At 53.0% G+C, this 23,090-nt stretch carries 18 protein-coding genes; 6 read left to right on the top strand and 12 right to left on the bottom strand.

Going from position 1 to position 23,090, the window contains the following annotated elements; genetic code table 11:
* The coding region (locus tag JW953_20945) for a hypothetical protein (protein ID MBN1995170.1) at positions 1–479 on the bottom strand (479 nt) is incomplete at its 3' end.
* A 350-nt stretch (positions 480–829) separates the two neighbouring features.
* Between JW953_20945 and JW953_20950 the strand changes: the two genes are divergently transcribed.
* The 4 genes from JW953_20950 (at position 830) to JW953_20965 (ending at position 4,105) form a co-directional block, all read left to right on the top strand.
* Positions 830–1,885, top strand: a complete 1,056-nt coding sequence (locus JW953_20950) for a response regulator (protein ID MBN1995171.1) — start codon at positions 830–832, stop codon at positions 1,883–1,885.
* A gap of 174 nt (positions 1,886–2,059) precedes the next feature.
* Complete coding sequence (locus tag JW953_20955; GenBank protein MBN1995172.1) at positions 2,060–2,749, top strand: MSMEG_4193 family putative phosphomutase; 690 nt, start codon at positions 2,060–2,062, stop codon at positions 2,747–2,749.
* A gap of 16 nt (positions 2,750–2,765) precedes the next feature.
* Complete coding sequence (locus tag JW953_20960; GenBank protein ID MBN1995173.1) at positions 2,766–3,302, top strand: DUF3090 family protein; 537 nt, start codon at positions 2,766–2,768, stop codon at positions 3,300–3,302.
* The gene (locus JW953_20965) at positions 3,293–4,105 is read left to right on the top strand and encodes an SCO1664 family protein (protein MBN1995174.1); all 813 of its coding nucleotides are present in this window, start codon (positions 3,293–3,295) and stop codon (positions 4,103–4,105) included. The genes JW953_20960 and JW953_20965 overlap by 10 nt, the downstream gene beginning before the upstream one ends.
* An 83-nt stretch (positions 4,106–4,188) precedes the next feature.
* Here the strand turns inward: JW953_20965 and JW953_20970 are convergent, their stop codons facing one another.
* From JW953_20970 to JW953_21010, 9 genes are all read right to left on the bottom strand, one after another.
* On the bottom strand, positions 4,189–5,616 hold the full coding sequence (locus JW953_20970; protein ID MBN1995175.1) for a hypothetical protein: 1,428 nt from the start codon (positions 5,614–5,616) through the stop codon (positions 4,189–4,191).
* Complete coding sequence (locus tag JW953_20975; protein MBN1995176.1) at positions 5,616–6,263, bottom strand: hypothetical protein; 648 nt, start codon at positions 6,261–6,263, stop codon at positions 5,616–5,618. The genes JW953_20970 and JW953_20975 overlap by 1 nt, the downstream gene beginning before the upstream one ends.
* 56 nt (positions 6,264–6,319) lie before the next feature.
* A complete protein-coding gene (locus tag JW953_20980; GenBank protein MBN1995177.1) occupies positions 6,320–7,888 on the bottom strand; it encodes a hypothetical protein in 1,569 nt (522 codons plus the stop codon).
* Positions 7,889–8,015: 127 nt separating this feature from the next.
* Positions 8,016–9,719 (bottom strand): hypothetical protein, encoded by a 1,704-nt coding sequence (locus JW953_20985; GenBank protein MBN1995178.1) that lies wholly within the window; start codon positions 9,717–9,719, stop codon positions 8,016–8,018.
* Positions 9,720–9,763: 44 nt separating this feature from the next.
* A complete protein-coding gene (locus JW953_20990; protein ID MBN1995179.1) occupies positions 9,764–11,416 on the bottom strand; it encodes a phospholipid carrier-dependent glycosyltransferase in 1,653 nt (550 codons plus the stop codon).
* Between the two features lie 47 nt (positions 11,417–11,463).
* On the bottom strand, positions 11,464–12,252 hold the full coding sequence (locus JW953_20995; GenBank protein ID MBN1995180.1) for a class I SAM-dependent methyltransferase: 789 nt from the start codon (positions 12,250–12,252) through the stop codon (positions 11,464–11,466).
* Complete coding sequence (locus JW953_21000) at positions 12,249–13,004, bottom strand: glycosyltransferase family 2 protein (GenBank protein MBN1995181.1); 756 nt, start codon at positions 13,002–13,004, stop codon at positions 12,249–12,251. The genes JW953_20995 and JW953_21000 overlap by 4 nt, the downstream gene beginning before the upstream one ends.
* A gap of 5 nt (positions 13,005–13,009) precedes the next feature.
* Positions 13,010–14,104 carry a DegT/DnrJ/EryC1/StrS family aminotransferase gene (locus JW953_21005; protein MBN1995182.1) on the bottom strand — a complete coding sequence of 365 codons (1,095 nt, stop codon included), beginning with the start codon at positions 14,102–14,104 and terminating at the stop codon, positions 13,010–13,012.
* A 2-nt stretch (positions 14,105–14,106) separates the two neighbouring features.
* Complete coding sequence (locus tag JW953_21010; protein MBN1995183.1) at positions 14,107–15,123, bottom strand: NAD-dependent epimerase/dehydratase family protein; 1,017 nt, start codon at positions 15,121–15,123, stop codon at positions 14,107–14,109.
* Positions 15,124–15,316: 193 nt separating this feature from the next.
* Between JW953_21010 and JW953_21015 the strand changes: the two genes are divergently transcribed.
* Positions 15,317–17,263, top strand: coding sequence for a glycosyltransferase family 39 protein (locus JW953_21015; GenBank protein MBN1995184.1), 1,947 nt, complete (start codon positions 15,317–15,319; stop codon positions 17,261–17,263).
* 68 nt (positions 17,264–17,331) lie between these two features.
* Here JW953_21015 and JW953_21020 read toward each other — a convergent pair whose 3' ends face one another.
* Both JW953_21020 and JW953_21025 read right to left on the bottom strand, forming a co-directional pair.
* Positions 17,332–18,597: an SGNH/GDSL hydrolase family protein gene (locus tag JW953_21020; protein ID MBN1995185.1), complete on the bottom strand. Its 1,266-nt coding sequence runs from the start codon at positions 18,595–18,597 to the stop codon at positions 17,332–17,334.
* 5 nt (positions 18,598–18,602) lie between these two features.
* Entirely contained in the window at positions 18,603–21,047 is a 2,445-nt protein-coding gene (locus JW953_21025; protein ID MBN1995186.1) for a glycosyltransferase family 39 protein, read from the bottom strand.
* A 373-nt stretch (positions 21,048–21,420) separates the two neighbouring features.
* Here JW953_21025 and JW953_21030 point away from each other — a divergent pair, with 373 nt between their 5' ends.
* Complete coding sequence (locus JW953_21030; protein ID MBN1995187.1) at positions 21,421–23,088, top strand: glycosyltransferase family 39 protein; 1,668 nt, start codon at positions 21,421–21,423, stop codon at positions 23,086–23,088.
* The last annotated feature ends 2 nt before the right edge of the window (positions 23,089–23,090 follow it).

A 23,090-nucleotide genomic window follows, 5' to 3' on the forward strand; every position in this document is an offset into this window, starting at 1 on the left:
CCGTGAGTATCTATGATTGAGAGAATTTCGGAAATCGTGAAGACCTGGCCATGATAATCAGGCTGGTAATAGGCAGAGGGCTTATCCCGGCCAAACCAGTGGGAGATCATACTATCCGGGTAAGTAAAACTCACCTCATCTTCCCGAAAGGCTGAAAGAGGGATACGTATTTCACCATGCCGGTCAGGATCAGGAGCGTGTTTTACTATCCATTTGGATGCCCCCAGCACCATCGGAATCGGATAAGCCGCCCGGGGTTGCCCGCCCTTGGCCATGAACGCTTCTCGGGCCCACTGCTCCGTTTGCTTTCGGTCGTGCAGATATTGAACCGGATTTTTGAATCTGGCAAAGGCAAGAGACCCTTCATATTTAACATAAAGGTCTTCCATAATTTGAATGGCTTCAATATCTGGTAGGGCCGACAGACTGCGAAATGGTTCTGTACCCCGCTGGTAATAATAAGTGAGATAATCAATCATAGTTTCCCTTTTGCAGTCTGGCGGCAGGGTGATATGTTTTGGCGTTTGTGATTCTTGGAGGAATGGCGCATGGCAAAGTGGAGGTTTCCTCTCCTCAGTTTACGGCCTGAAAAAAGATTCAGGAGTGAAAGGGTGATAAATGTCAGCAGGACATTTTTTCACTCCTTATTCTCATTCACCGTTCAGACTCGCATTATAACAAAAGGTTTAGGACTTTTGTACCCTTGTTTCCCCTTTTTTGCCCCTATTATCTAGGTGGAATTTCCCCCTAAAGCCAATAGGGGAAATCCCCCTATTACACAACCCCGGTCCGCTTGGGCAAGGGCCGGTAACAATGGTATAATCGCAATATGGAGCAAGTACGAATTCTTTTAGCCGATGACCATGCCGTGGTGCGGGCCGGCATTCGCAATGCCTTGCAGGAATTACCAAACCTGGATGTGGTGGGGGAGGTGGGGGATGGTCCGGAGTTGTTTGCCGCCTTGGCCAAAACTCGGCCTGATTTTTTGCTGATAGACGTGACCATGCCCAATTTTGAGCCAGTGTCCGCCATCCGGCAGATTCGAGCCGATTACCCGGCCATGAAAATCCTGGTGGTCAGCGCCTACGACGATGACTTTTACGTGCAGGGTTTGTTGGGAGCAGGGGTGAATGGTTATCATCTAAAAAATCAACCTCTCAGCGATTTACGCCTGGCCGTGCAACGGGTGCTGGCCGGCGAGAAGTGGATTTCCAGCCGGTTAGTGGATAAATTGGTTAGCCCCACCGGAGGGCGGGCTGTGCCGCCTCTCACCGCGCGCCAGCGCGAGATTCTGCGTTTATTGCAGCAGGGGTATGATAATCACACCATTGCCAAAGAGATGTGTTTGAGCGTTAAAACGGTGGAGAATCACCTCACCCGCCTCTACCGGCAACTCCAGGTGCAGAGCCGGCTGGAGGCGGTCAATTATGTGATGACCCACCCTGAAGTGCTGGCTGTATCGGGCCAGGAAGCGATGCTGGCTGTGTTCCTTCCTGAAACGCCGGCCCGAGAGCGGGTAACCATTTTGCTGGTGGATGACAACGGCCGTTATCGGCGCCAATTGCGGCGAGTGGTCGGCAAAGCGTATCCCCAGGCGGTTATTTATGAAGCGGAGAACACCAGAGAGGCCTTACGCTTGATAGAGGGCGCCGCGCCCCAATTAGTGTTGGTGGATGTGGTGCTGGGTGACGAGGACGGTATTCAATGCACCCGGCGGATCAAGGCCCAATTGCCCAATGTGCGCGTCATCCTGATCAGCGCCTATCCTGACCGGGGGTTTCGCCAGTTAGGGCTGGAGGCCGGGGCGGTGGCATTTTTAGATAAAAAAGACCTGGATACGGCCACGTTGCGCCAGGTGATTGAGGATGTGATGGGCTGTGAGTGAATTAAGATTTTTATGTGGTTTGATGAAACGAGATTGGCATGCTATATTACTACCTAGTGCATCTGGCACGCTGATTGTTTGAATGTGGCTAGATTGGGCCAGTCTCAAAGACTGGCCCAATCTCAAAGCATCAGGCTGACATTTGCACTAGCATCATTTGGCCCGTAAAATTTAATGACCAAAAAGCCAAACAAAGACTCTCGGAAGAAATCTCAACACCATCCGCAGCCCACGACTGTTTTGTTTATCCGCCACGGTGAAAACGAGTGGAGCAAGCGTGATAAACTGGCCGGCCGAACCCCCGGGGTGCATTTGAATGAATATGGCCGCCAACAAGCCAAAGCATTGGGCAAATACCTGGCCAAAGTGAAATTGAATGCAATTTATGCCAGCCCCCTGGAAAGAACTATGGAAACAGCCCAGGCCATTGGGCAATACCATAAATTAGAGGTTGAAGCGCGCAAAGGTTTTTTGGAAGTGGATTATGGCGCCTGGACCGGCCAAAAAGTTAAGAAATTAGCCCAAACACCGCAATGGCCGGCCATTCAATTCTATCCCAGCGGGGCCGGTTTTCCTGATGGAGAGAGCATGTATGGCATGCAGGCCCGCTTTGTGCAAGAGATCAACAGCCTGGTGGCCCGACATCCCGGCGAGACAATTGCGGTGGTGGGGCATGCCGATTTGATTAAGGCCGCCGTGGCCCATTATTTGGGCATGCATTTTGACCTGTTCCAGCGGATTGTGATCAGCACTGCGTCCATTACTACCATCAGCTTTACACCGCTGGGGCCGCGCGTGGTGTGCGTCAATGATACGCATCACGTTCCGCCGCCGAACCCGGACCGGAAAAAGGGCAAAACATAAACGAAAGAGGATTTTTATGGCAGGGCACCTGGTAGATTTTAATCCCGTTTCCCGGATTACCATCGGCACGGTTGGGCCGCCGGGCGAGCGCGTGTTTTTGTTGCAAGCCAGTCAAGGTAGGTCAACCATTACCCTTAAATTGGAAAAAGAGCAGGCTACCATTTTGGCCGCCAGTGTTATTGAGCTTTTGGAAGGATTGGATGAAAAGTATCCACAGATCTACTCCAAATTTGATGAGCCGCTGACCGCCGATTTGATGTTGCAGGAACCGTTAGCCCCCTCTTTTGTGGTAGGGCAAATTGGGCTGGGTTATGACCAGGAACAGGATTTAGTGGTGGTAGTAGTCCAAGAAGTTCAAGCAGAAGACGATGTGGCCTCCGACCCCTCTGCGGCCCGTTTTTGGGCCACGCGGGCGCAGATGAAGGTTTTTAGCGAACACACCCTGGGAGTGGTGCAACAGGGACGGCCGCTTTGTCCCCTGTGCCATGCGCCGATGGATCCCGAGGGACACTTTTGCCCCAGGAGCAACGGCCACGAGAAAAAATGGGTCTAGACGCTCGGCAAATCATTGACACTGTGCAAAAGCTGTCAACCGCCAACCGCCCCGAACTCGATCTCCCCTGGATTTTGGAAATGTTGTTGGAGGGAGAAATAGCGCTACAGGGCTTGTTCCCCTGGAGTTCTAACTATACCTTTCTGGTCAGCTTGAGCCGCCAGGCGCCGCCGGAAGGATCGCTGCCCCGGCAAGAATTGCTGGCGGTTTACAAACCATGCCAGGGCGAACGCCCCCTGTGGGATTTTCCCGAGGGCACGCTCTGCCAGCGAGAATTCGCCAGCTACCTGGTCAGCCAGATATTGGGCTGGCCGCGTATTCCCCCGGTTGTGTTTAGAGATAACGGTCCGCACGGGGCGGGCAGCGTGCAGCTTTTCATTGACGCCGATTTTGAGGCCCACTACTTTACCCTGCGCCACCTGCCGGCATTTACCGAAGCTTTTAGAAGCATGGCCTTGTTTGACTTTATTGTTAACAATGCCGACCGCAAAGGCGGGCATTGTCTTAAAGATAAAGATGGAAAAATTTGGGCCATTGACCATGGCCTGACTTTTCACACCGACCGCAAACTCCGCACCGTAATTTGGGAATTTTCCGACGAGGCTATTCCTCCCCCCCTGTTGAAAGACCTGGAACGTTTGCAAAGCATGCTGGATGAAACTTGTGTCTTTTACCGGGTGCTGGCGCAAGTCATCTCCCCGGCAGAAATTCGGGCTTTCAAAAAACGCATTGGCGTTTTGCTAAAAACAACTTCCTTCCCCGAATGGTCTTTGGGCCATAATGTGCCTTATCCGCCGGTATAATTACCTCTCTCTGTTATTGACCCTGGGTTAAGTGATTTGGATGCCGCGCGGCAGAGGGTATATCGGCCGTAAACGGCGGGAGCCTAGCGAATGGGGATGGTAATGCCCCTTGATAATTCCTGCAACGGCTCAACCAAGAGCCAGGGGAAAAGCCCCAAAAGAATACAGGCGCTTGCCAATAAACCAATGAGGATAAGGAGCAGCACCGGTTCCTGCAAGCTCAGAGCGACTCTGCTTGACAGTTTTGACGGTCGCTTTTTGGGTTGGGGTAATAGAAATTTCAGGCCGCGCCAATAGCCCATTGCCACGCCCAACCCCGCCAAAGCCAATAAGACGGGCCAACGCGAGTCAACCCCGGCTGTGGCCTGGAGCAATTGCCAGCGTAACGGAAAACCAATCGTCAGCGGCCCGCCGGCCAGGGTCAAGCCGCCGATAATCAGCCCGGCAGTCGTTACCGGCAGTCGCCGGGCCAGGCCGGTTACCTGGGCAAAACCGTCGTGCGCGGCATGCCGTTGCAGGGCCACCAGGCAGGCGGCGTTGAGGGTCAACGCCAAAGTGCGGACAATGAGGCCGGCCAAAATAGTGATCACGGCGGCCTGCCCGCCCGCGCCCAACCCGGCCAGGGCGCACCCCAGATCGTAAAGCGCGGCATAACCCAGCAATGCGCTAAAGCTGCGCTGTACGGCGGCCAGCAGCCCCCCTGCCAGGGCGGTCACTATCCCGGCCACAATCATGGCCCAGGCTAACGGCGATGAGGTCACTAGCCAGGGGAAGTTTGCCAGTAACTCTATCAGGGTTGAAAAAGCCGCCAGGGGAAAAGCAATAAGCACAAAGGCGGCAGCTGGAGGATTGGCTTCGGCGGCTACGGCCGTCAACCAGCCGTGGCCGGGAAAAACGGCCAGCCACAAGGCAAAACCTAGCCCAACGAGCAGGGTGGTTTGTTGCAAATAGCCGGCCAGCTGCGCCCCGCCGCTGAGTTGATACCGGTCAATGCGCCAAGCGGCTAACAGAAAAAGGGGCACGGCCAACGACAGCATCACTAAAAATCGTTGCGCGGCCCGGGTTGACTCTAGCCGCCTGCCCTGAATGATAAATACGGCAAAAATCACGGCTACCTCAATCAAAATGGCCGTAATACCCAGGTGACCGGAGAGGCTGGCGGCCACAAAAATGGCCAGGGTGGCCAGGCCAACCGGGTGAAACGTGCGTCCCCGGCCCGGCTCACGTTTGAGCGCAATTTGGTTTTCCGGGGGCGAAATGGGCAGAGCGATCAAAAACAGAACGGCTCCGGCGGCAAACAGTATAGCCAGGGTTGTTTGCGAGAGTTGGTCTAATTCGATGGGGCGGCCCAGGATATTGGCCACAAGTCCCGGCGGCAGTCGCCAGGCTAACCAGGCAGAAAAGAGGGCTACCCCGGCGGCGACAACGGCCCCCAACCCTGTCCGGCGCAAGAGGTATACCACCGGGACAGCGGCCAGGGGGACGATAATGAGCCATAAGGCAGGCGGCATCACTGTTCCTCCTCCGGGGCCGCGCCTTTAGCCACAATGAGATAGCTCAAGGCCAGCGCAATCAATAAATTGATGGAGCCCCACAGTCCGGTAATGAGCAGGCTTCGTTCGAGGGTGGTATAGAAAAGGTCAAAGCCTGTTAAAACCGTTAATAAACCGTGGCCCACTTTGAGCGGGTCCTCGGTGAGGATGAGGATGGTGAGACCGGCCAGGCTCAGCCAATAGACGGCAATGGTGAGGCTGGGCGATAGACCGGGCAGGCGAAACATCTGGCTTAAAGTGAGGGTGATCAAGATCATTAACAAGGCCGCCAACAACCTAAAGACCACGCCGGTGGGCGATGAAACCCGGTAGCGTTTGTCCTTTATTGGGGAGAAGAGCGGGGCGCTGATTGACACTTGCCGGGCCGATAAAAAGAGGATGGGGCAGATAAAGGCGCCGATCATTATTTTTAAAACGGCTATGTCGGGCCGCACCAGGCGCGAAAGGGCCAGCCCAACCAGGATGTATTGAGCCAGCAAAGCCAAAATGAGAAGACGCCAATCTCGACCTACCAAAATAAAACCGGCAGTGACAAATAGCCCTAATAAGGCGGTTTCTTGGCTGATGAATTGCAGTTGGTTTAGAATTTCTGGTAATGTTGGCATGAAAAACTAGAAATTAGGAAACAGCATTACTTGATTCCAGGTTGAGGCAGGCCGGACTATGTTTCGCGTAGAATAACGATGATGACGCCGACCAGGGCGGTGAAGAGCGCCCAGCCCAGGTAGTGCTGCCCTTCCAGAATAACGTTTGTCCGTAATATCAATTTTCCGATCCCACTCAATGATTTTTCTGCCCAGCGCAGCAGCCAACGTAGCTGGATAAATTCGGCCAGAGGGGGGACGGGGATTTTTAGCCGGTCAGTGATATTTTTTCTGAAATACCCTAGGGCAGCGGCAGCTATCACTGAAACAACTATCGTGGCCAGGGTGGCTGGAGTGAAGTTTGCGGCTGGCCATTCTATGTGCATCAAGGCTGCCAGAACAAGCGGCCCCAAACCCGGTATCAAAAAAGGAACTGCCGCCACCACCCCGGCCACCGAGGCCATAAGCTGGCCTGGCGTAAGGGATACGGATGATAGATTTGCGTTGTTCTGCCCCAGCAGGCCGAGCCAATAACGAGCCAGTCCGCTCAAAGCCAGGGTCTGGGCCACCATCACGCCGCCTATCAGGAGAAGATTTTCCAGGGAAAAAATGGCGATCCAGGCCGGCCAATTGAGGAATAAAGGCATGCCCACCAGGGTGAAGGTAGCAGCCAGGGCCGGAGTGTAGGGCCACCATTGCCAAAGTTCCCGGCCAAAGGGCGGCCTGCCCAGGGAGGGCGTCACCCACAAAGCAGCCAGGCTCAGAATAAGGCCCACTGCATAAGCCCCGATCACCTCTTTCGATAAAGAGGCCGCCAGTAGCAGGGGCAGCAAGGTTTGGACAAGAATCAGCCGGACAAGCAACAGGGAACGTTGCCCCTGGCTTGGCTCGATCAACCAGGCCAGCAGGCCATTAAGCAGCATGGTGGTCAAAGTGAGCCAGCGCCAGATTTCGGGCAATGATCCGGCCATGCTGCCGGCGACCAGATAAATTCCTACCGCTAATGATAATCCCCAATAAACCAGCATAGAGGAATTGTTTTTAAGATTGGCTTGTTTTTCAGCAACTGCCGCTTCAGAAAAGGGATATAGTCCCAGTCTTAGCCAGAGAGCCAGGCCCAGCAGAAATGCGCCCCACGTTGTATTTGGCAGGCTTGAGGTCAGGGTCAAGGCGCTGGCGGTTAAAATACCCAAAAAAAGGCGGGCCGCGCTCAAGTTGTAGTGCCCCTGCGTGAGCCAATAATAAACCAGGCAAAGATCAAATACCAGCACTGCATAGTTCAGGGTCAGGTTATTGGCCGACACAAACAAAAAGTAGGCGCTTGCTCCCAGCATGAAGGCCCAGCCCTGATTGCCGCCGCCAGCCCCAGGGCGCGAAACCAGAGCGCCAACCAGCAAAACCAACAAGCTTAGAATCAAAAAGGTAAGGTTGAGCGGATGGAGTTGGATAGCCAGGGCCGCGCCACTGCCTTCTGCCGTGAAATTCCAGGCTGATAATTTCAGGCTCTCGATCAAAGCGCCCGGCCCCGCCGTGAGCCGGATGAGCAAGAATAACCCGGCCAGGACAATCAGACCGGGCGCGCCAAAATATTGGCTGGCCCAATGTCTCTGCCAGGTGGCAGGCAGCCGGGGAAGAAGGATGGACAAAACGAAAGCGCCCAATAGTAAAACGACCATCGGCGCCAGGAAAGATAAATGGGCAAACATAGGAGTTGGATTTTATCACAAGCGGGAGGGATGCACAATATCTAAAAAGCGGAATTTGTCCCGCATTTTAGTTGAGGGCGCAGAGAATATAGTTGCTGTTTTCAAAAATGATTTGAGGGCATTGTTGTTTGACATACTCCACGATGCCCCTGACAAAGGTTTGCTGTTCGGCTTGACTGACCGGTTTTGTTTCAGAGGGTTTGCGCCAGCGGGAAATAACAGCCGGGCCAATAATGAGCACATCATCTTTGGCCGGAGACATCCATTGCCGCCGGGGCAGGGGGTAAAAGATACGCCCCGTAAAGGCGGCGATTTCGGCGGATTTATAATTTTCGGGGTAAAAGACCCGGCTGGTGGAGGGAAGTTGTTGAATAACGTCTACTACAGCGGCCTGGTCGGCGCGAGGCACAATCATCCAGGCCAGGCCGATGCGAGAGCTGGCCAGGTGTTTTTGATACCAATATTCAATGAGATCGTCAGACATCAAAAAAGTAGCCGCCTGTTTTTGGCTATAGAAATTCAGGCCCAACAGTAGGGTGACCCCGACGGCTAACGATAGGTTGAGCCAAACGGGTCGGGTTCTGGCATAACGCCACAGGATACTCCAAAGAAGAGAGAGCAGCAAGACAGCCAGAATCAAAGCGGCCCAATAATGTCGAACCCAACCATTCTCCGATAGCAGAATAAACCATGTAGTATGAACCAACCAGCCGCCCCACAATAAAATTACCAGGTTTTGCTGTCGGGGGTGATTTCTGAGTCGCCAGGCCAGCCAAGGCCCGGCCAGAGTGATGAGCATAAAAGTGATCAGGCTTAAGGCATGGTGGGGATGGGAGATGTCGGAGATGAGAGAGAATTTATACCACAAAAATTCAATACCTTTGACTTGCTCTCCTAAACCACTGCCGGCGAGCAGAATGACGTTAAGGCGTCCCTGACCGTGTTGGAGATAGGTGTCAAAGCCAAACTTTTGGGTGATGATGATGAGTTGAATTGTTTCCCAGATCAGGGGAAAGCATAGCAGGCTCAGGGCTGTGACCAGACCTTGTTTTAAGGTTATCCTTTTCTGGAAATATAAAATCAACCACAATAACCCCAGGCTGCTTAAAGCCAACAGCGAAACTAACTTGGCGGTAAGGGCCAAACCCCCTATCAGGCCACTCAAGAGAAACCAGCGCAGTTTCTTTTTGTCGGCGACGGTGGCCTTGGTAAAAATTATAAAAGAAGCCAGGATACAGGTAATGGCCGGGACTTCTCCCAAAGATTCGTAACCCAAAAAAACAGTCAAGTGGGGATAAAAGAAAAAAATAAGTTGAAAAAGAAACGCAGCCCCAAAGCCGCCTATGGAAAACAGCAGCCAGGAAGCCAGGCTTAAAAAGGCCAGGTAGAATAACAGGGAGGCGACTCTGAATTGCCAGAAACCGCTGCCAAATAGTTTGATCATAAGCGCGTCTGGCATCACCTGAGTAGGCCCCACGGTGCCTTCGGCAAAAAAGTAAACCCGGCCTTCTTTATCTTGGATTTGAAAAAATTCCCCGTTCATGTCCAAACCTGCCGCCAGGGTAGGGTCCGACATGGTACTGACCAGGGTGGTATACGTGCCTCGTTCGGCCAGGGAGCGCGCCACGCCCAAAAACCAGCCGGAGTCGTGATCCACGCCGCCGTAAATATTGACAAAAATAATGAGCCGCCCTAGCTGGTACACAATTATAATGGTCAGCACAGCCCATTGAAAATATTTATTTTGATAAAGGTGAATCAACTTTTTCATGATCAGGATTTTACCATATTCAACAAACTCAAATTGATGGCCGGTCAATCCAGGGCGCAGATAAGGTAATAGCTATTTTCAAAAACAAGGTGAGGACATTCTTGTTTGACCCGCTGCAAGACCGTGTCAATCAAACCTTGCCGTTCGGCCTGGCTCATGGGTTTTTCCATCAATTTGGCCCAGGGCGAAATAAGAGAGGGGCCAACAATAATAACGTCCCCTGATGCGGCCGGCATCAAGGGTCGCCGTTCAAGAGGATATAAAATACGGCCGCTAAGCACAGCCAGCTCGGCTGATTTGTGCCCGGCGGGGTAAAATAGGCGGCCCGAGGTCGGTAATTTTTGCAAAACAGCCAGGGCAGCATCCTGCTCGGCGCGGGGGATAATTATCCAGGGGACGCGGCTGTAGGTTGAGTCTAGATGTTCCTGATACCAGCGGTCAACCAGTTGGTTGGAGATAAAAAGGCCGGCGGCGTTGGCCTGGCCATAAAAACCAATCGCCAGTAATCCCGTGAGCAAAACGGCAAGGCTTTGATTGATCCATCTTGGCTGATGGTTGACGTTTTGCCAGGCATAAACAAGCACGAACGAAAGCAGAAAAATAGCCAGTATCAAAGCGTGCCAGTTGTGCCGCACCCAAGCGCCCTTGGCCAGGGCAATAAACCAGACCGAATGAATGAACCAGCCTCCCCACAACAAAATCACAATATTACGCCGGGCTTCATCCCTAAAAAGACGCCACATCAGCCCCGGACCGCTGAACAAAATAACCAGAAAAACGGCGAAGGCAAAAAAGTTGTTGTTGAAAGAAATTTCTTTGACGATTAATATTTTTTGCCACAAAAAAGTAAAACTATGGGGGCCTGGCTGGCCCATACCGCTGCCGCCTTCATTCAAGAAAAAGTCAAGGTGTTGAGCCAAAAAACGCTGATATGTTTGAAAGTCAAACATCAGGGTCAAGCTGACTAATTGCATGAGTTCCCATAATAAGCGGACAGATATACAACTACCAACCAAAATCAGGCCCTCTTTGAAGGAACTACGCTTTTGCCAATATAAGATCAGCCAGGCCAAAAACAGCCCGGCCAACGACAGCAGCGCAATGGTTTTGGTGGTAACGGCCAAGCCGGCGGCTAGACCGCAGGCCATAAACCAAAGCCAGCGATATGTTTTGGCCTGGGCTGCCACCAAAAACAAAACAAACGCCAGTAAGGCGTAAGTCAGGCTAAAGATTTCGCCCATAGCTTCATAACCCAAAAAGATAAGCAGCTGGGGATAGAAGAAAAGAAAAAGTTGACACATCAGCACGGATAAAAATCCGCCAAGCCGGTAGAGCAGGGCTGAGGCCAAGATCAGCCCTAGCAAGAGGAATAGCAGCGGCCCGGCGCGGTATGCCCAAAAGCCGGGGCCAAATACCTTGATGATAATGGCATTGGGAATAACGCCGGCTGCGCCGATACTTTCGGGGAAAAAGTATATTTGCCCTTTGGCATTTTGAACCTTGTATTGGCCGTAAATATTTTCTCCGCCGCCGGGAGTTGGATCAACCATGGTGCTGACCATGGTCGCGTAAACCCCTTGTTCGGCCAGCGAACGAGCGATGCCCAAAAACCAGCCGCTATCATGCTCAACGCCGCCATAGACGTTGACAAAAACGATAATGCGGGTCATTTGGTAAAGGATTAATATGACTATCAAGACCCACTGCGTGTATTTATTTTGAAAAAAACTGATGAGATTTTTTGTCATTGGGCTGAAGGTTTTGAAGCCAACTCATTGACGGCTTTATGCTTGCGGGCCATCACAAACAGCGACATGCCGATAGGCAAACTAAAACGCGGAATCAAACGCGACTCTTGTTTCATCACCCAACCCAGGATATGGTTCATCAACTTGGGCGGCATGAAAACATCGGAGCGGGGCGTATCGTCTTCATCAGCCAGCAGCCAGTTAGTAGCCACGCGATAGGGCGCAACAAGCGGGAATAACAAGGAGTTGGCAAAAGAGATTTTTTCAACGGTAAACCCCTGTTGCTTGAGTTGAGTTTTTAAGGGTTTGGGCGCGTAACGGTGAAGAATATGTACCGCCAGATCGTGTTGCCCTTTTAACCATCTCAGGGCCGGGAGATTCAAGAGTAAAAATCCGCCCGGTTTGAGCACCCGGTGAAATTCGACCAGAGCCTGCCGGTCGTTTGGCACGGAGCACATCACGTCAATAGAAACGGCCAGGTCAAAAGTGTTGGCGGGCATGGGTATGGCGGTAATTGAAGCCTGGGCCAGTTGTCCCTGCAAGCCGCGCCGTTGGCTAAAGTGTAAGGCCAGGCCCGACAGGTCAACGGCCCTGACCTGCCCAAACTGTTTGAGTTGGTGGGCGATAGCGCCTGTACCGCAGCCGCCGTCCAAAATCAACCAATCGGGTTGCCCCTGAGCTTGGTGCAGGCGGGTCAGAGTAGAAAAGATGAGTTGGTGGATGGCCTGATACCACCAATGTTCATCTTCAAGCTGGTACATTATTTCATATTCGCGCGGATTCATTGATTGGAAATCCTTACCGAGGGCGCCACAAAATCTGTTTGCAGATGCTCTTTTTTGACCACCAGCCGAAACCATAATTTGGTTAAATCCACCGCCACCCGAAATAAGCGCCGGAAATTAAAGAATTGAGAGTGGCCGTAAGCCCGGTGATAATGATGCACCGGCGCCTCGGCAATGCGAAAACCGTTATCGCCGATTTTTTTCATCATTTCCACACAAATCACGCCGCTGTCTGATTCTAATTTGACTTTATCAAAAATTGAGCGGCGCATGATGCGGAAATCACAATCGGGGTCGCGTAATTTGAGGCCAAAGGCCAGGCGCACAAAATGCTGGTAAATTCTACCAATAATAATGCGGTGAAGGGGGTCGTTGCGCGAGATTTTGTAACCGTTGACCAGATCAATTTCGGCGGTGAGGACCGGCATCAGCAGTTTTAACTCGCGCGGGTCGTACTGGGCATCGCCATCCGTATAAAAAACTAACTCTTTGGTGGCGTGGGCAAAACCGCTGCGTAACGCCCCGCCGTAACCTTTGTTTTGGGGGTGGGTGACAATGCGCACGCAGTCGTACCGGCGGGCTAACTCGGCCAATAATTCGCCGGTATGGTCTTTACTGGCGTCATTGACGACAATCACTTCGTAATCGTCGCTCAGCTCACGCAAGGTGAGAATGGCGGTGATGACCATGCTGGGGATGGTGCCGGCATCGTTATAGGCCGGGAAAAAAACAGAAATGCTGGGACGTTTCATTTTGTTTACCTTTGTTGAATTCTTTCACAAACCATTTCCAGGGCCGTTTGGCTCATTTCCGGGTATAGGGGGAGGGATAAAACCTCTTGGGCGGCTCGTTCTGTTTCGGGCAGGCTGCCCGGCCTAAAACCCAGACCGGCGTAAGCCGGCTGAAGGTGGACCGGCACAGGATAGTGGATTTGCGCGCCAAGGCCTTGCTCGCGCAGGTCGGTTAATAATTTGTCTCTCTCTTGACTCCGCACCACGTAGAGATGATAAACGTGTGTCACATCGCCCACCGGGTGGGGCAAGGTTAAATGGGTATGGGCCAGCAGGGTAGTATAATCAGCGGCCAATTCTCGGCGTCGTTTGTTCCATGTTTCCAGGTGGCGGAGTTTAACCCGTAGAATGGCCGCCTGCATTTCGTCAAGCCGGCTGTTAGTGCCTCTAACCTGGCTCACGTATCGTTCCGCCCAGCCGTACTGGCGCAGCAAGCGCGTCTGTTCGGCCACGTCGGCGCGGTTGGTGACAATGATGCCGCCGTCGCCTGCCGCGCCCAGGTTTTTGGTAGGATAAAAGCTGAAAGCGGCGGCGTCGCCAAAAGAACCAACCATTTGCCCGCGATACCGCGCACCATGCGCCTGGGCGCAGTCTTCCACTACCGCCAGGCGGTGTTGGCGGGCCACGGTCAAAATTGCCTCAAGGTTGGCCGGGTGGCCGTACAGATGGACCGGCACGATAGCCTGGGTGCGGGGCGAAACGGCTGCCTCCACTTGGGCCGGATTCATGGTAAACGTGACCGGATCAATGTCAACAAAAACAGGGCGCGCCCCGGTCAGCTCTATGGCCGCGACCGTGGCCACGGCGGTATGGCTGACCGTAATTACTTCGTCTCCGGGGTTTACGCCCACGGCTTGCAAAGCCAGCGTGATCGCGTCGGTGCCGGAGGCTACTCCAATGGCGTGCCCTACGCCCACGTAGGCGGCGAATTCCGCTTCAAAGGCAGCCGTTTCTTTGCCCAAAATATACCAGCCTCCGGCCAACACGCGCTGAACGGCTGCGTCTATCTCGGCCCGGAGAGATTGGTATTGTTGGGCAAGGTTTACAGAAGGGACCGGCAAATTTAGCTCCAATAATGCTCGCCGTATTGGCGGTAATAAGCAATGGTGCGGGCCAATCCCGCGCGGAGGGGAGTGGTTGGTTGCCAGCCCAACTGAGCCTGGATGCGGGCATAAGCGCAGTACACGTCGCCCACATCAATGCGTTTGCGTTCCGGTGGAAAGGGGATCAAGCGATAACTACCCTGCCCGGCTATTTCTATGAGCAGCTCGGCCAAAGCTTTCAAGGTGATGGGCTGGTTGCAGCCCAGGTTATAAACCTGGCCCTGGCTCTGGGGGCTGGCCGCGGCGCGTAACAAGGCCTCAACCACATCTTCCACAAAGTTAAGGTCGCGGCGTTGTTCGCCGTCGCCAAAAATCTGGATTTCCTGGCCCAAGACGGCCAAACGAATGAACCAGCCGATAAAACCCTGGCGGTTATGTTTCATCAATTGGCCGGGGCCATAGGTGTTGGTCAAACGCAACGAAACCGTGTGCAGGCCGTACACCCGATGGTAAACGGTGTGATACCACTCCCCGGCCATTTTGTTGACCCCATTAACGTCGGGCGGGTGGAGCAGATGTTGTTCGTCCAGGGGCAGGTAATCCGGCCGGCCGTAAATTTGGCGGGTGCTGGCAAACACAATTTTGACCGTAGGGTTATGATGGCGACACGCCTCCAGCAAAGAGAGTTGCGCCCGCACATTAATCTCCAGATCGGTAAAGGGATCGGTCATACTATCCAGATGGCTCACCTGTCCGGCCAAATTGAAAATGTAGTTTTGATCACGAACCAGGTAACGCAGCCCATACTCGTCGCGGATGTCGGCAATGTTGACCTGGACCCGGTCTTTGAGGTCGTGGATATTGAACAGGTTGCCGCCGTAATCGGGGATGAGCGAGTCGACCAGCAGCACCCTGGCCCCCAATTCCACCAATCGCCGGGCCAGGTTTGAGCCGATAAAGCCCAGGCCGCCGGTAATCATCACTTGTTTATTATTGAAGCAGGTCAAATAGTTAGCAGCTAATTTGTCAGTCGCCATAATTTTTTGTCAGGCCTTAAGGGGTCGCAAACGAGGCAATAGTATAATATAGAACATTCAGACTGTCTAACCGGATGACTTTTCGATTTTATATCTTTTTTGGAAAAGACAAAAATGTATTGTATACTCACCCGGCAAAAATCAGCCGGTAACATGGGGTCATCATTTTGATCCCTCAACGCCAAATTCCATAATGACAAGAGTTGTTCCCCAAAAATTTCTGCCGCTTTTCATTTTACTATTGGCCTTTGGCCTGCAAACCGCTTATCTGGCCGAGTTGCGAGAACTGTTTCCCCAAAGTTTTATGGATAAGCCCTTTTGCGGAGTAGATGCCGAAGCGCACGTCCAGCGCGCTGTAGGGTTGCTGGATGGTTCTGTGCCCGGCGATAACGAGGTTTTTTATTTTATTCCCCTTTATCCCATTTATCTGGCGGCCTTAAGACAATTTTGGGAGACTGCCCTGCTTTTGCCTGTTCTGGGGCAGGCCTTGCTGCAACTGCTTGGCATTGCCGCTTTATATAGTATTGGCCGCTTAACTTATTCGCCCTTAACCGGCGCGCTGGCCGCTTTGGGTTTGGCCACGTATAACTACTATATTTTTTACCTGCCCTGTTTTGACCAGGCCCTTTTGACCACCCCTTTTTTATTATTGGGCATATTTCTGTTGCTAAAATACCACGCCCGCCGGCACTCTCTGTATGTCTTGGGCGCCGGGATCGCCTTTGGCCTGGCCGGGTTGAGCCGGCCTACGGTTTTGCTTGTTTTGCCGGTTGCCGTTATCTGGATTTTTTGGATGCGGGCATCGGTGAAACAGGTTGCCATTGATTTTCTCTTTTTTGTTTTGCCTTTGTTGATGCTGATAGCTCCGTTTACCTGGCACAACTATCAGGCGAGCGGACGTTTGATGCTATTGTCGGATAACTTTGGGATCAATCTTTTTACCGGCAACAATCCCAACGCGCAGGGTTTTGATAGTTTGGCCCATATTCAATCTCAACCGTCCGTGTTGCGTTTTTTGGAAACAATTGAACAGGTGAAACAAGGAAAAACCACCTATCCAGCCGAAGTATTACAATACGTGCGCGAACAGCCGCTCGATGCCCTGGCCTTAACGGCTACCAAAACCTGGCTCTGGTTTGGCGAAGCCGAACCCCGTTTGATCGAGCCGTTCTTCCCCCTGACCATCCGGCAAACGCGCATCCTGGCCCCTTTACCCCTGGCCTGGCAGGCGATGGCCCTTATGGCTCTGTTGGGCATATTGCTGGTGCGGGGCCGCTGTTGGCCGAGAACGGCTCTATTGTTGGCAATTTATGCCACGGTTAGCCTGGCCACGATTCTGTTCTTTATTCAGTTCCGGTTTCGTTTGCCCGTCATTCCTTTGGTGATGCTTTTTGCCGCTGCGCCTGTGGCCAGCGCGTCCCGCTGGAGCCGCCAGCGCCCGCAGCGATTTTGGTTGGCGCTGGGGTTATTGTTGCTACTCACTCCCTTGACGCCGGGGCTGGGTCTTTTTGTAATATTCTTTGCCGGGTTGGGTTTCTGGCCGTATCTCAGGCAAAAACACTGGACGGGTTATCATTGGGGCGCTGCCGTGATTGGGCTTTATCTGCTGCTGGTGGGTTTATGGACTCGAGCCAATGCTTTAGCTACCGATATTTCTCAAACAATGGATATTTATTTGGGGCCGCCGCTGGCCGGCTCCAGTATTCTGGGGCAGACTTTTCGGATGGATTGTGATAATTTTAATCAGCTTGAAATTACCCTGGGCACATTTGACCATCACCATGATCAGCCGGTTACTTTTTACCTGGCTGCTGATACCTCGACTCAAGAAATTCTTTATACAGAAACCTTTGCCGGCAACACGGTGGGGGATTATCAAAAGCGCACCTTCTCCTTTCCGTCAATTACTAACTCCGCGGGATGTACCTTTTTTTTCTTTCTCTCTTCCCCAACTGCCACTCCCGATAAGGCCATTACGGCCAGGGGTTATTCCAGTTCACCCATTGATTATTATCCAAACGGCAGCGCTTTTGTGGGAGAGTTGGAGAATCTGCAACAGTTCCAGGCCGATTTTGCCTTTAAGGCTACCTGTGACCTTAGTTTGGCTGAAAAGATACAGGCCGTATTTACTAAATTTTGAGAAGCCGGTTTTCCCGGCTATTGTCTCGTTCCCAAACTGAATTTGGGAACGAGAAGAAGAACCTGTCCTCAATTTTGGTTGTTGGCCGATTCTGTTTCAAGAAAATTATTTTTCATCAGCCATTGGAACAATGTTTCCGCCGCCACCCGATTGCCCTCAACAGTCCAATGTCCTTCGCCAATAAAATACAAGGGGACGCGGGCGTTAGCGGCTGAGTAGTCAACCATGGGAGTAGTCAAATCAAGATAGGCTATATCGTGGCGATCAAAAAACTCGGCCAGCCGGTGATTGGGACGGTCAACTTGCGCTTCGGCCAGGGTGGGATTGTCTCTTAAAAAAATTTCCCACTCTGCCGGTGACAGCACCGCCAACTGGACGACCGGCCAGGGACTAATGAGGGCTATGGCAAACCGGGCGCCATCGGCCTCAACTTCTTGTTGTAATTGGACCAAGGTGGCCTGGGTAATTTGATACGCTTGCTCTAACTCAAATTCCTCGTGGGGCAAGTAGAGCGCCGTATAGAAAAGGGGATAGTTTTGTCCAAATTGTTCACGGGGCCAATGGGCCACGAGGAGCGGTTCGATTTGTTGGTACAGGCGGGAGTGCTGGTAGAGCGCGCCCATTCCCTGGATCAGGGTGCGCCGTAAGAGTGAGCAATTGTTCTGTAGCCTGCTAAAGCCAGGGGCGTAGGTCAGGGGAGTGGGGTTCAGTTCGTTGTCGCACAGAGCAAGGTAGGGGGCGTAGCAGTTAAATCCTTTTATGGTCAGGGCGTTGCCGGGCAGGTTGTCGGCCAGGTCGTTGCCGATGAAAAACATCAGTACCACCAGGTCCGGGTTATAATAACGTCCCTGTTCCCGGTAGTAGACCAGTTGTTGATTGGTGCCCCAGTTGACCACTCCGCCGCTAATTACCTCAAAGTTTTCTTCCCCCTGCCCCTGGTTGTTGAGCAGGTCTTCCAGAACCTGGTGGGTGGTTTGAGTTTCGTCCACCTGAAGGGCGTGCGTAAAAGAGTCGCCCAACACCAGGATACGAAAGGTATGGGGCGATTTTTCCAGGGCATGTTCGGTATCGTGCATGCCCAGCGAGTTAAAGGTCAATTCCTCTTGATATTGCTCGCTCTCGATGACGCCGTGAAAGTGCGGCGTGCCGATCCAGCCGTAAGTAGGATGACAGGTAAAAAATTGCCCGGTGTCTACACTGTAGGGCGGCGGCAGCAGCAGGCGAACCGCCAACTCAAGTAACAAGGTGGTGATGCACACACTGGTTAGGGCCAACAAAATACCGGCCGATATTCTTCTGGCCCGCGAAAATTTAAATTTTGTAGATGAGGTCAATGGCATTATCTCCTGGTGATCTCAATATCTCTTAGCCACAAAAAATCGTCGCCCGGTTGGCCGGCCCCGCCGGTTATTTTTAGGCGTTCCAGCGTGTCGGCCCGGTACAGGCCGATGATCAAGGGGTAGTGTCCCGGCGGCGTTTCCGGGTTGACCGGCAGGCGGAATTGACCCATCCCTCGCTGCCCGGCTCGCCAGATGGAGGTGGGCAGGCGGCAGGCTGGGTCGTCGTCTTGCTGGCCCCACAGGGTTGCGCCGTCGGTCAAATGAACAAAAGCCCGGTAATCCCTGCCCGGATTTTCCAGGGCCTGCCAGTATAGATCAAGATAAAGGGTTTCGCCAGCGGCAACAGTGGTCGTGGGCAGGTTATACCCCACAAACTTGATGGCCGAACCAAATTGAGCATCCCCTTTTTGGGTTGGTTCGGCTTGTTGGGCAAATTGGAGCGGGGTGGCCAGTTGGTCAAAAGTATCTTCGTACTTTTCCAGGGGGTAAACAGGTGAATTGATCAGAGTTTCTGCCTGCTTGGAGAAGATGCGCAGGCGAACTTCGCCCTCTCGTTGCACTTGCCCTGTTTCAACGTATTCGGTAGAGGGCGGCTCGTCCCCGGTAGAGCGAACAAAAAAATGGGCCGGGGTATTGTAACAAGAGCGAGCCTGGCCATAGTTGTACCAGATGGGAATAATAAAATCCTCGTTTATGCTGCGAAAGTCGCCGGAAAAGTGACCTTGCGCCCGCAGGGCGCCAATTGTTTTCCAGCCTTCACGTTTGGGGTAGCCAAAATAGGTTCTTGGTTGGGGCAAGTCGTCGTAAATCATTTCCCAGTTTGAGGATTCCCATTGCGTTTGCAGCCTGGAAAAAGACGTTTCAGTTTGTAGAAAAACGGCAACATTATAAACCACAACCAGAGTCACCAGCAGAACACCGATGATTAATCCAAAAACTTTAGCCGCAAGGCCCAGCATTGAAGGAGGACTTGTCGTCAAAATGTTTGTCCCTTTGTCCTCACGCCGCCAGCCTGTCGTTTTGCCGGTCAGAATAGCCCAGCCTGCCCCGGCCAGTAGCGCCGCGCCGGGGTAAATAATGTAAAGATGCGTGCGCGGATCGTCTACCAAAAAAACGTAGCCGATAAAGGGCAGGCCAACCATGAGCCAGGCTGTTCTGCTCTCAAGGGAGGGAGAAAGCCAGATATAGATCAGGCCCAGCAACAGCCAGGGTAATCCGGCCAGGCTCGATGAACCGCTCTGCCAAACTTCTGGTCGCCACAGGGTAGACCCGCCTAAAAGCGCCAGACCCAGCGCCGCCCAGCGCCATTTTTGGGCAAAACCCAACGTCTGCCCAACGGCAAAACTGAGCAGGCCCAGGGCCACCAGCGGCAAGTAAAAGTGAGAACTATAATCTTGGTCCAGTCGCCGCAATAGCTTGAGGTTGTTGTAAAGGAAACCCGGCTTAACGCGCGATTCGGCCAGGTAGGAAACAGTATGCTCAAATTCAGGATCAAGCAGGTAAGGGATGTAAAAAGCGGCCAATAGAGCCAGAAAAAGAAGTACTGCCAGAACCGTGACGGCCTTGCTGGGTTGCTCTTTTATTTGCCTGTTCAGGTTAAGCCAAATCAAGTAGCCCGCAGCCGGCAGCAACAGCAGCGCGTCGAAATGAGCCAGCAGACAGGCGGCCAGCAGGATGGCGGCCGGAATTTGCAGACGGGGTTGGTTCTCTTGCCAGGCCAGGTAGAGACAATAAATTGCCAGCGGCCCCAAGAAAAAGATGAGGGCCTGGTATTGCACCATCCGCCCAAAACCAATGGCGTAGCCATTGACCGCCCACAGCAGCCCGGCGATGAGGCCCGCCGGCCAGTTGAACCAGCGCCGCCCCATGAAAAAGAGAGTAGTTGCGCTCAAGATGCTGCTGAAGGCAAAGGGGAAGCGGGCCAGAGTTTCGTCAAGGCGGCCGGTCAGCAACCAAAAGGAGACCGGCGTAAGCATCTGCGCCGGGCCTTTGCGGTGCAAAAAGAGGGCGTAATCTTCGCCTTGCAGCAGGCGCACGCCCAGCATCAGGGCTTCGGCTTCGTCCTCGTGAAATTCGGCGTAGCCTAACCGGGGCAGGCGCAGCGCGGCGGCCAAAATCACCAGGGCCACAAAGATCAAGGTGAAATTTCGGGCAACAGGAGAGCGAGTGCCGCCGCGCTGCCGCCAAATAATGATCAAGCCCCCGCCGATGAGCACATTGTTGATGATAAGTAATTGGCTGTCGGTGAGAGGGCCGGGCAGGTAAACGGCCAGCATCGCGGCCAGCGTGGTCAGGGCCAGGGACAATCCAATCGCCAGCACCAGGCGTTCGGCCATATCATCCAACCGCACCGAAAAAGCTTGCAGCCAGACCCAACCAGACAAAAAGGCCAGCAAAATCAGGACTGCGGCATAGCGTAATTCTGGAGGGATTGGTTTGATCATTATCAAGCTATTGCCGACAATGAGCAAGACCAGTGGCCAGATATAGAATTGTCTGAGTTTGGACAAAACAGGCACAGTTTGCTCTGAGTTTGTGGGTTGGTGTAAAAAATTAATGGCTCTTCATCCAGATTACACCATCTTATCCAAAATAGCTGCTTTGGCAAACAGCTTGTCAAATGAAATTACCTTGGAGAAAATTGACTAATCCGCCTGATTCGATAAGCTAAGAATTGAAAATCAATTAACTTATCCCATTCGACGGGAGATTAGGACTGGCGTGAAGGAGATTGGAGATTTCAGGTCAATAATCTCTCCCTCTCTGATCTCCAATTTTCAAATAGAGAAGTTATTTGAGCGCCGTTCCTAAGAAGCTATGGTACCACCCCAAACAACCCGCTTTTTCTTAATTGTCATCACGCTCTTTAGCTTTTGCCTTCGGCTCTGGGGCATTCAATTTGGCCTGCCATTTGCTTACCACCCCGACGAACAGCAATACATTCTGCCCGCCATCGGCGTTGTTTCCGGAAATTTTCAACCCCTGGCCTACTATAATCCAACCCTGTACCCTTATTTTATTGGCGTGGTCTACACCTTAACTTACGCGGGCCTAAAACTTTTTAACGCTTTCCCCGCTTTTTTTGACTTGAACGCCGCCTGGAGCGAGCCGATGTTGCCCTGGATTACCGGCCTGGTGTACCTGGCCCGTTACACCAGTGTGGCGATGGGCGTTTTGACCACCTTAATGGTTTATCATTTGGGCCGGCGCGCCTACAGCCGCGAAACCGGCCTGGGCGCGGCCATCATTTTTGGCCTGGCTTTTCTCCCGGCCCGAGAAGCCCATTTTGCCGTAAGCGACGCGCCGGTGGCCCTGGGCGCGGCCGTAACCCTCTATTTTTGCCTCAACATTGTCAAACGCGCTCATCCATCTGATTATTTATGGGCGGGTCTAACCTTGGGCCTCTCCGCCGCCACCAAATATTCAGCCGGATTATTGGCGCTGCCGTTGGGCGCGGCCCATCTCCTCAGTCAAAGGTATCAACATTGGCCGGAGCGCCTCCGCCGGCTCTGGTTGGTTGGGCTGGCCGGTTTAATAGCGATTGCCAGCTATTTGCTGGTTTCCCCCTACACGTTGTGGCAACGAGAAGAATTTTGGGCCGATTTCAGTGAAAATCTTCAGTCGGCGCAAACCGGCTTTTTGGGGCTTGATCTCGATCCGGCTGGCGGAGCATTTTTTTATCTAAAAGGCTTGATCTGGGGATTTGGTTGGCCGCTGTTTGTGCTTTTCCTGGTCGCCGGGTTATTTGCCCTGTGGCGACATCGCCGCGCCGACTTGGTGTTGTTCGCCTTGCCCCTCATCGGTTTTTTCTATTTACAGCGACAAGAAATGTACTTTGTGCGCTGGTTAACGCCGCTACTCCCGCCAATGGCCGTATTGGCTGCCGAAACAATTTGGGTGGGGGTCAAACGGTGGAGCTTTTCCACCTTGTTGCGTTTCGTTCAGAATGATCCCTGGCCCAAGTTTCTGGGGTTACTGGTTATGCTTTTGTTGACCCTCCCCTCAACCTACGTGGCCTTATGCGCCGATCATGTTTTTAGCCAGCTCGACACCCGCACGGAGGCTTTGCATTGGATTAGTCAAAATATTCCGCCGGGTAGTAACCTGGCCGCCGCCGTGCTCGCGCCGCCGTGGGGGCCGCCCCTGGCCATGCCCGGTCTGAAAATTGGCCCTTATAACTTTGTCCCTGTGCCTGACGGGGGAGTAGCCGAGGTAGACCTCCAGCAATACCGGGCCTGGGGCGTGCAATACGTTATCGCCAGCAGTTTTCATTATGCCCGTCCTCTGCGCGATAAAGCTCACCAGGCGCAACTGGCCGCCCGTATGCAGGCCCTGGATGAAAATGCCGCACTCATCGCCCTTTTTCAACCCTACGTGGCTGAATATGACGGCTTTTTTTACCATGACCAGGTTTTTGGCCCGGCCGATGATACCCTCTATCGCCGCCGGCCGGGGCCGATTATCAAAATTTATCGTTTGCCATAACC

Source organism: Anaerolineae bacterium (genome assembly GCA_016931895.1).
Classification (GTDB): domain Bacteria; phylum Chloroflexota; class Anaerolineae; order 4572-78; family J111; genus JAFGNV01.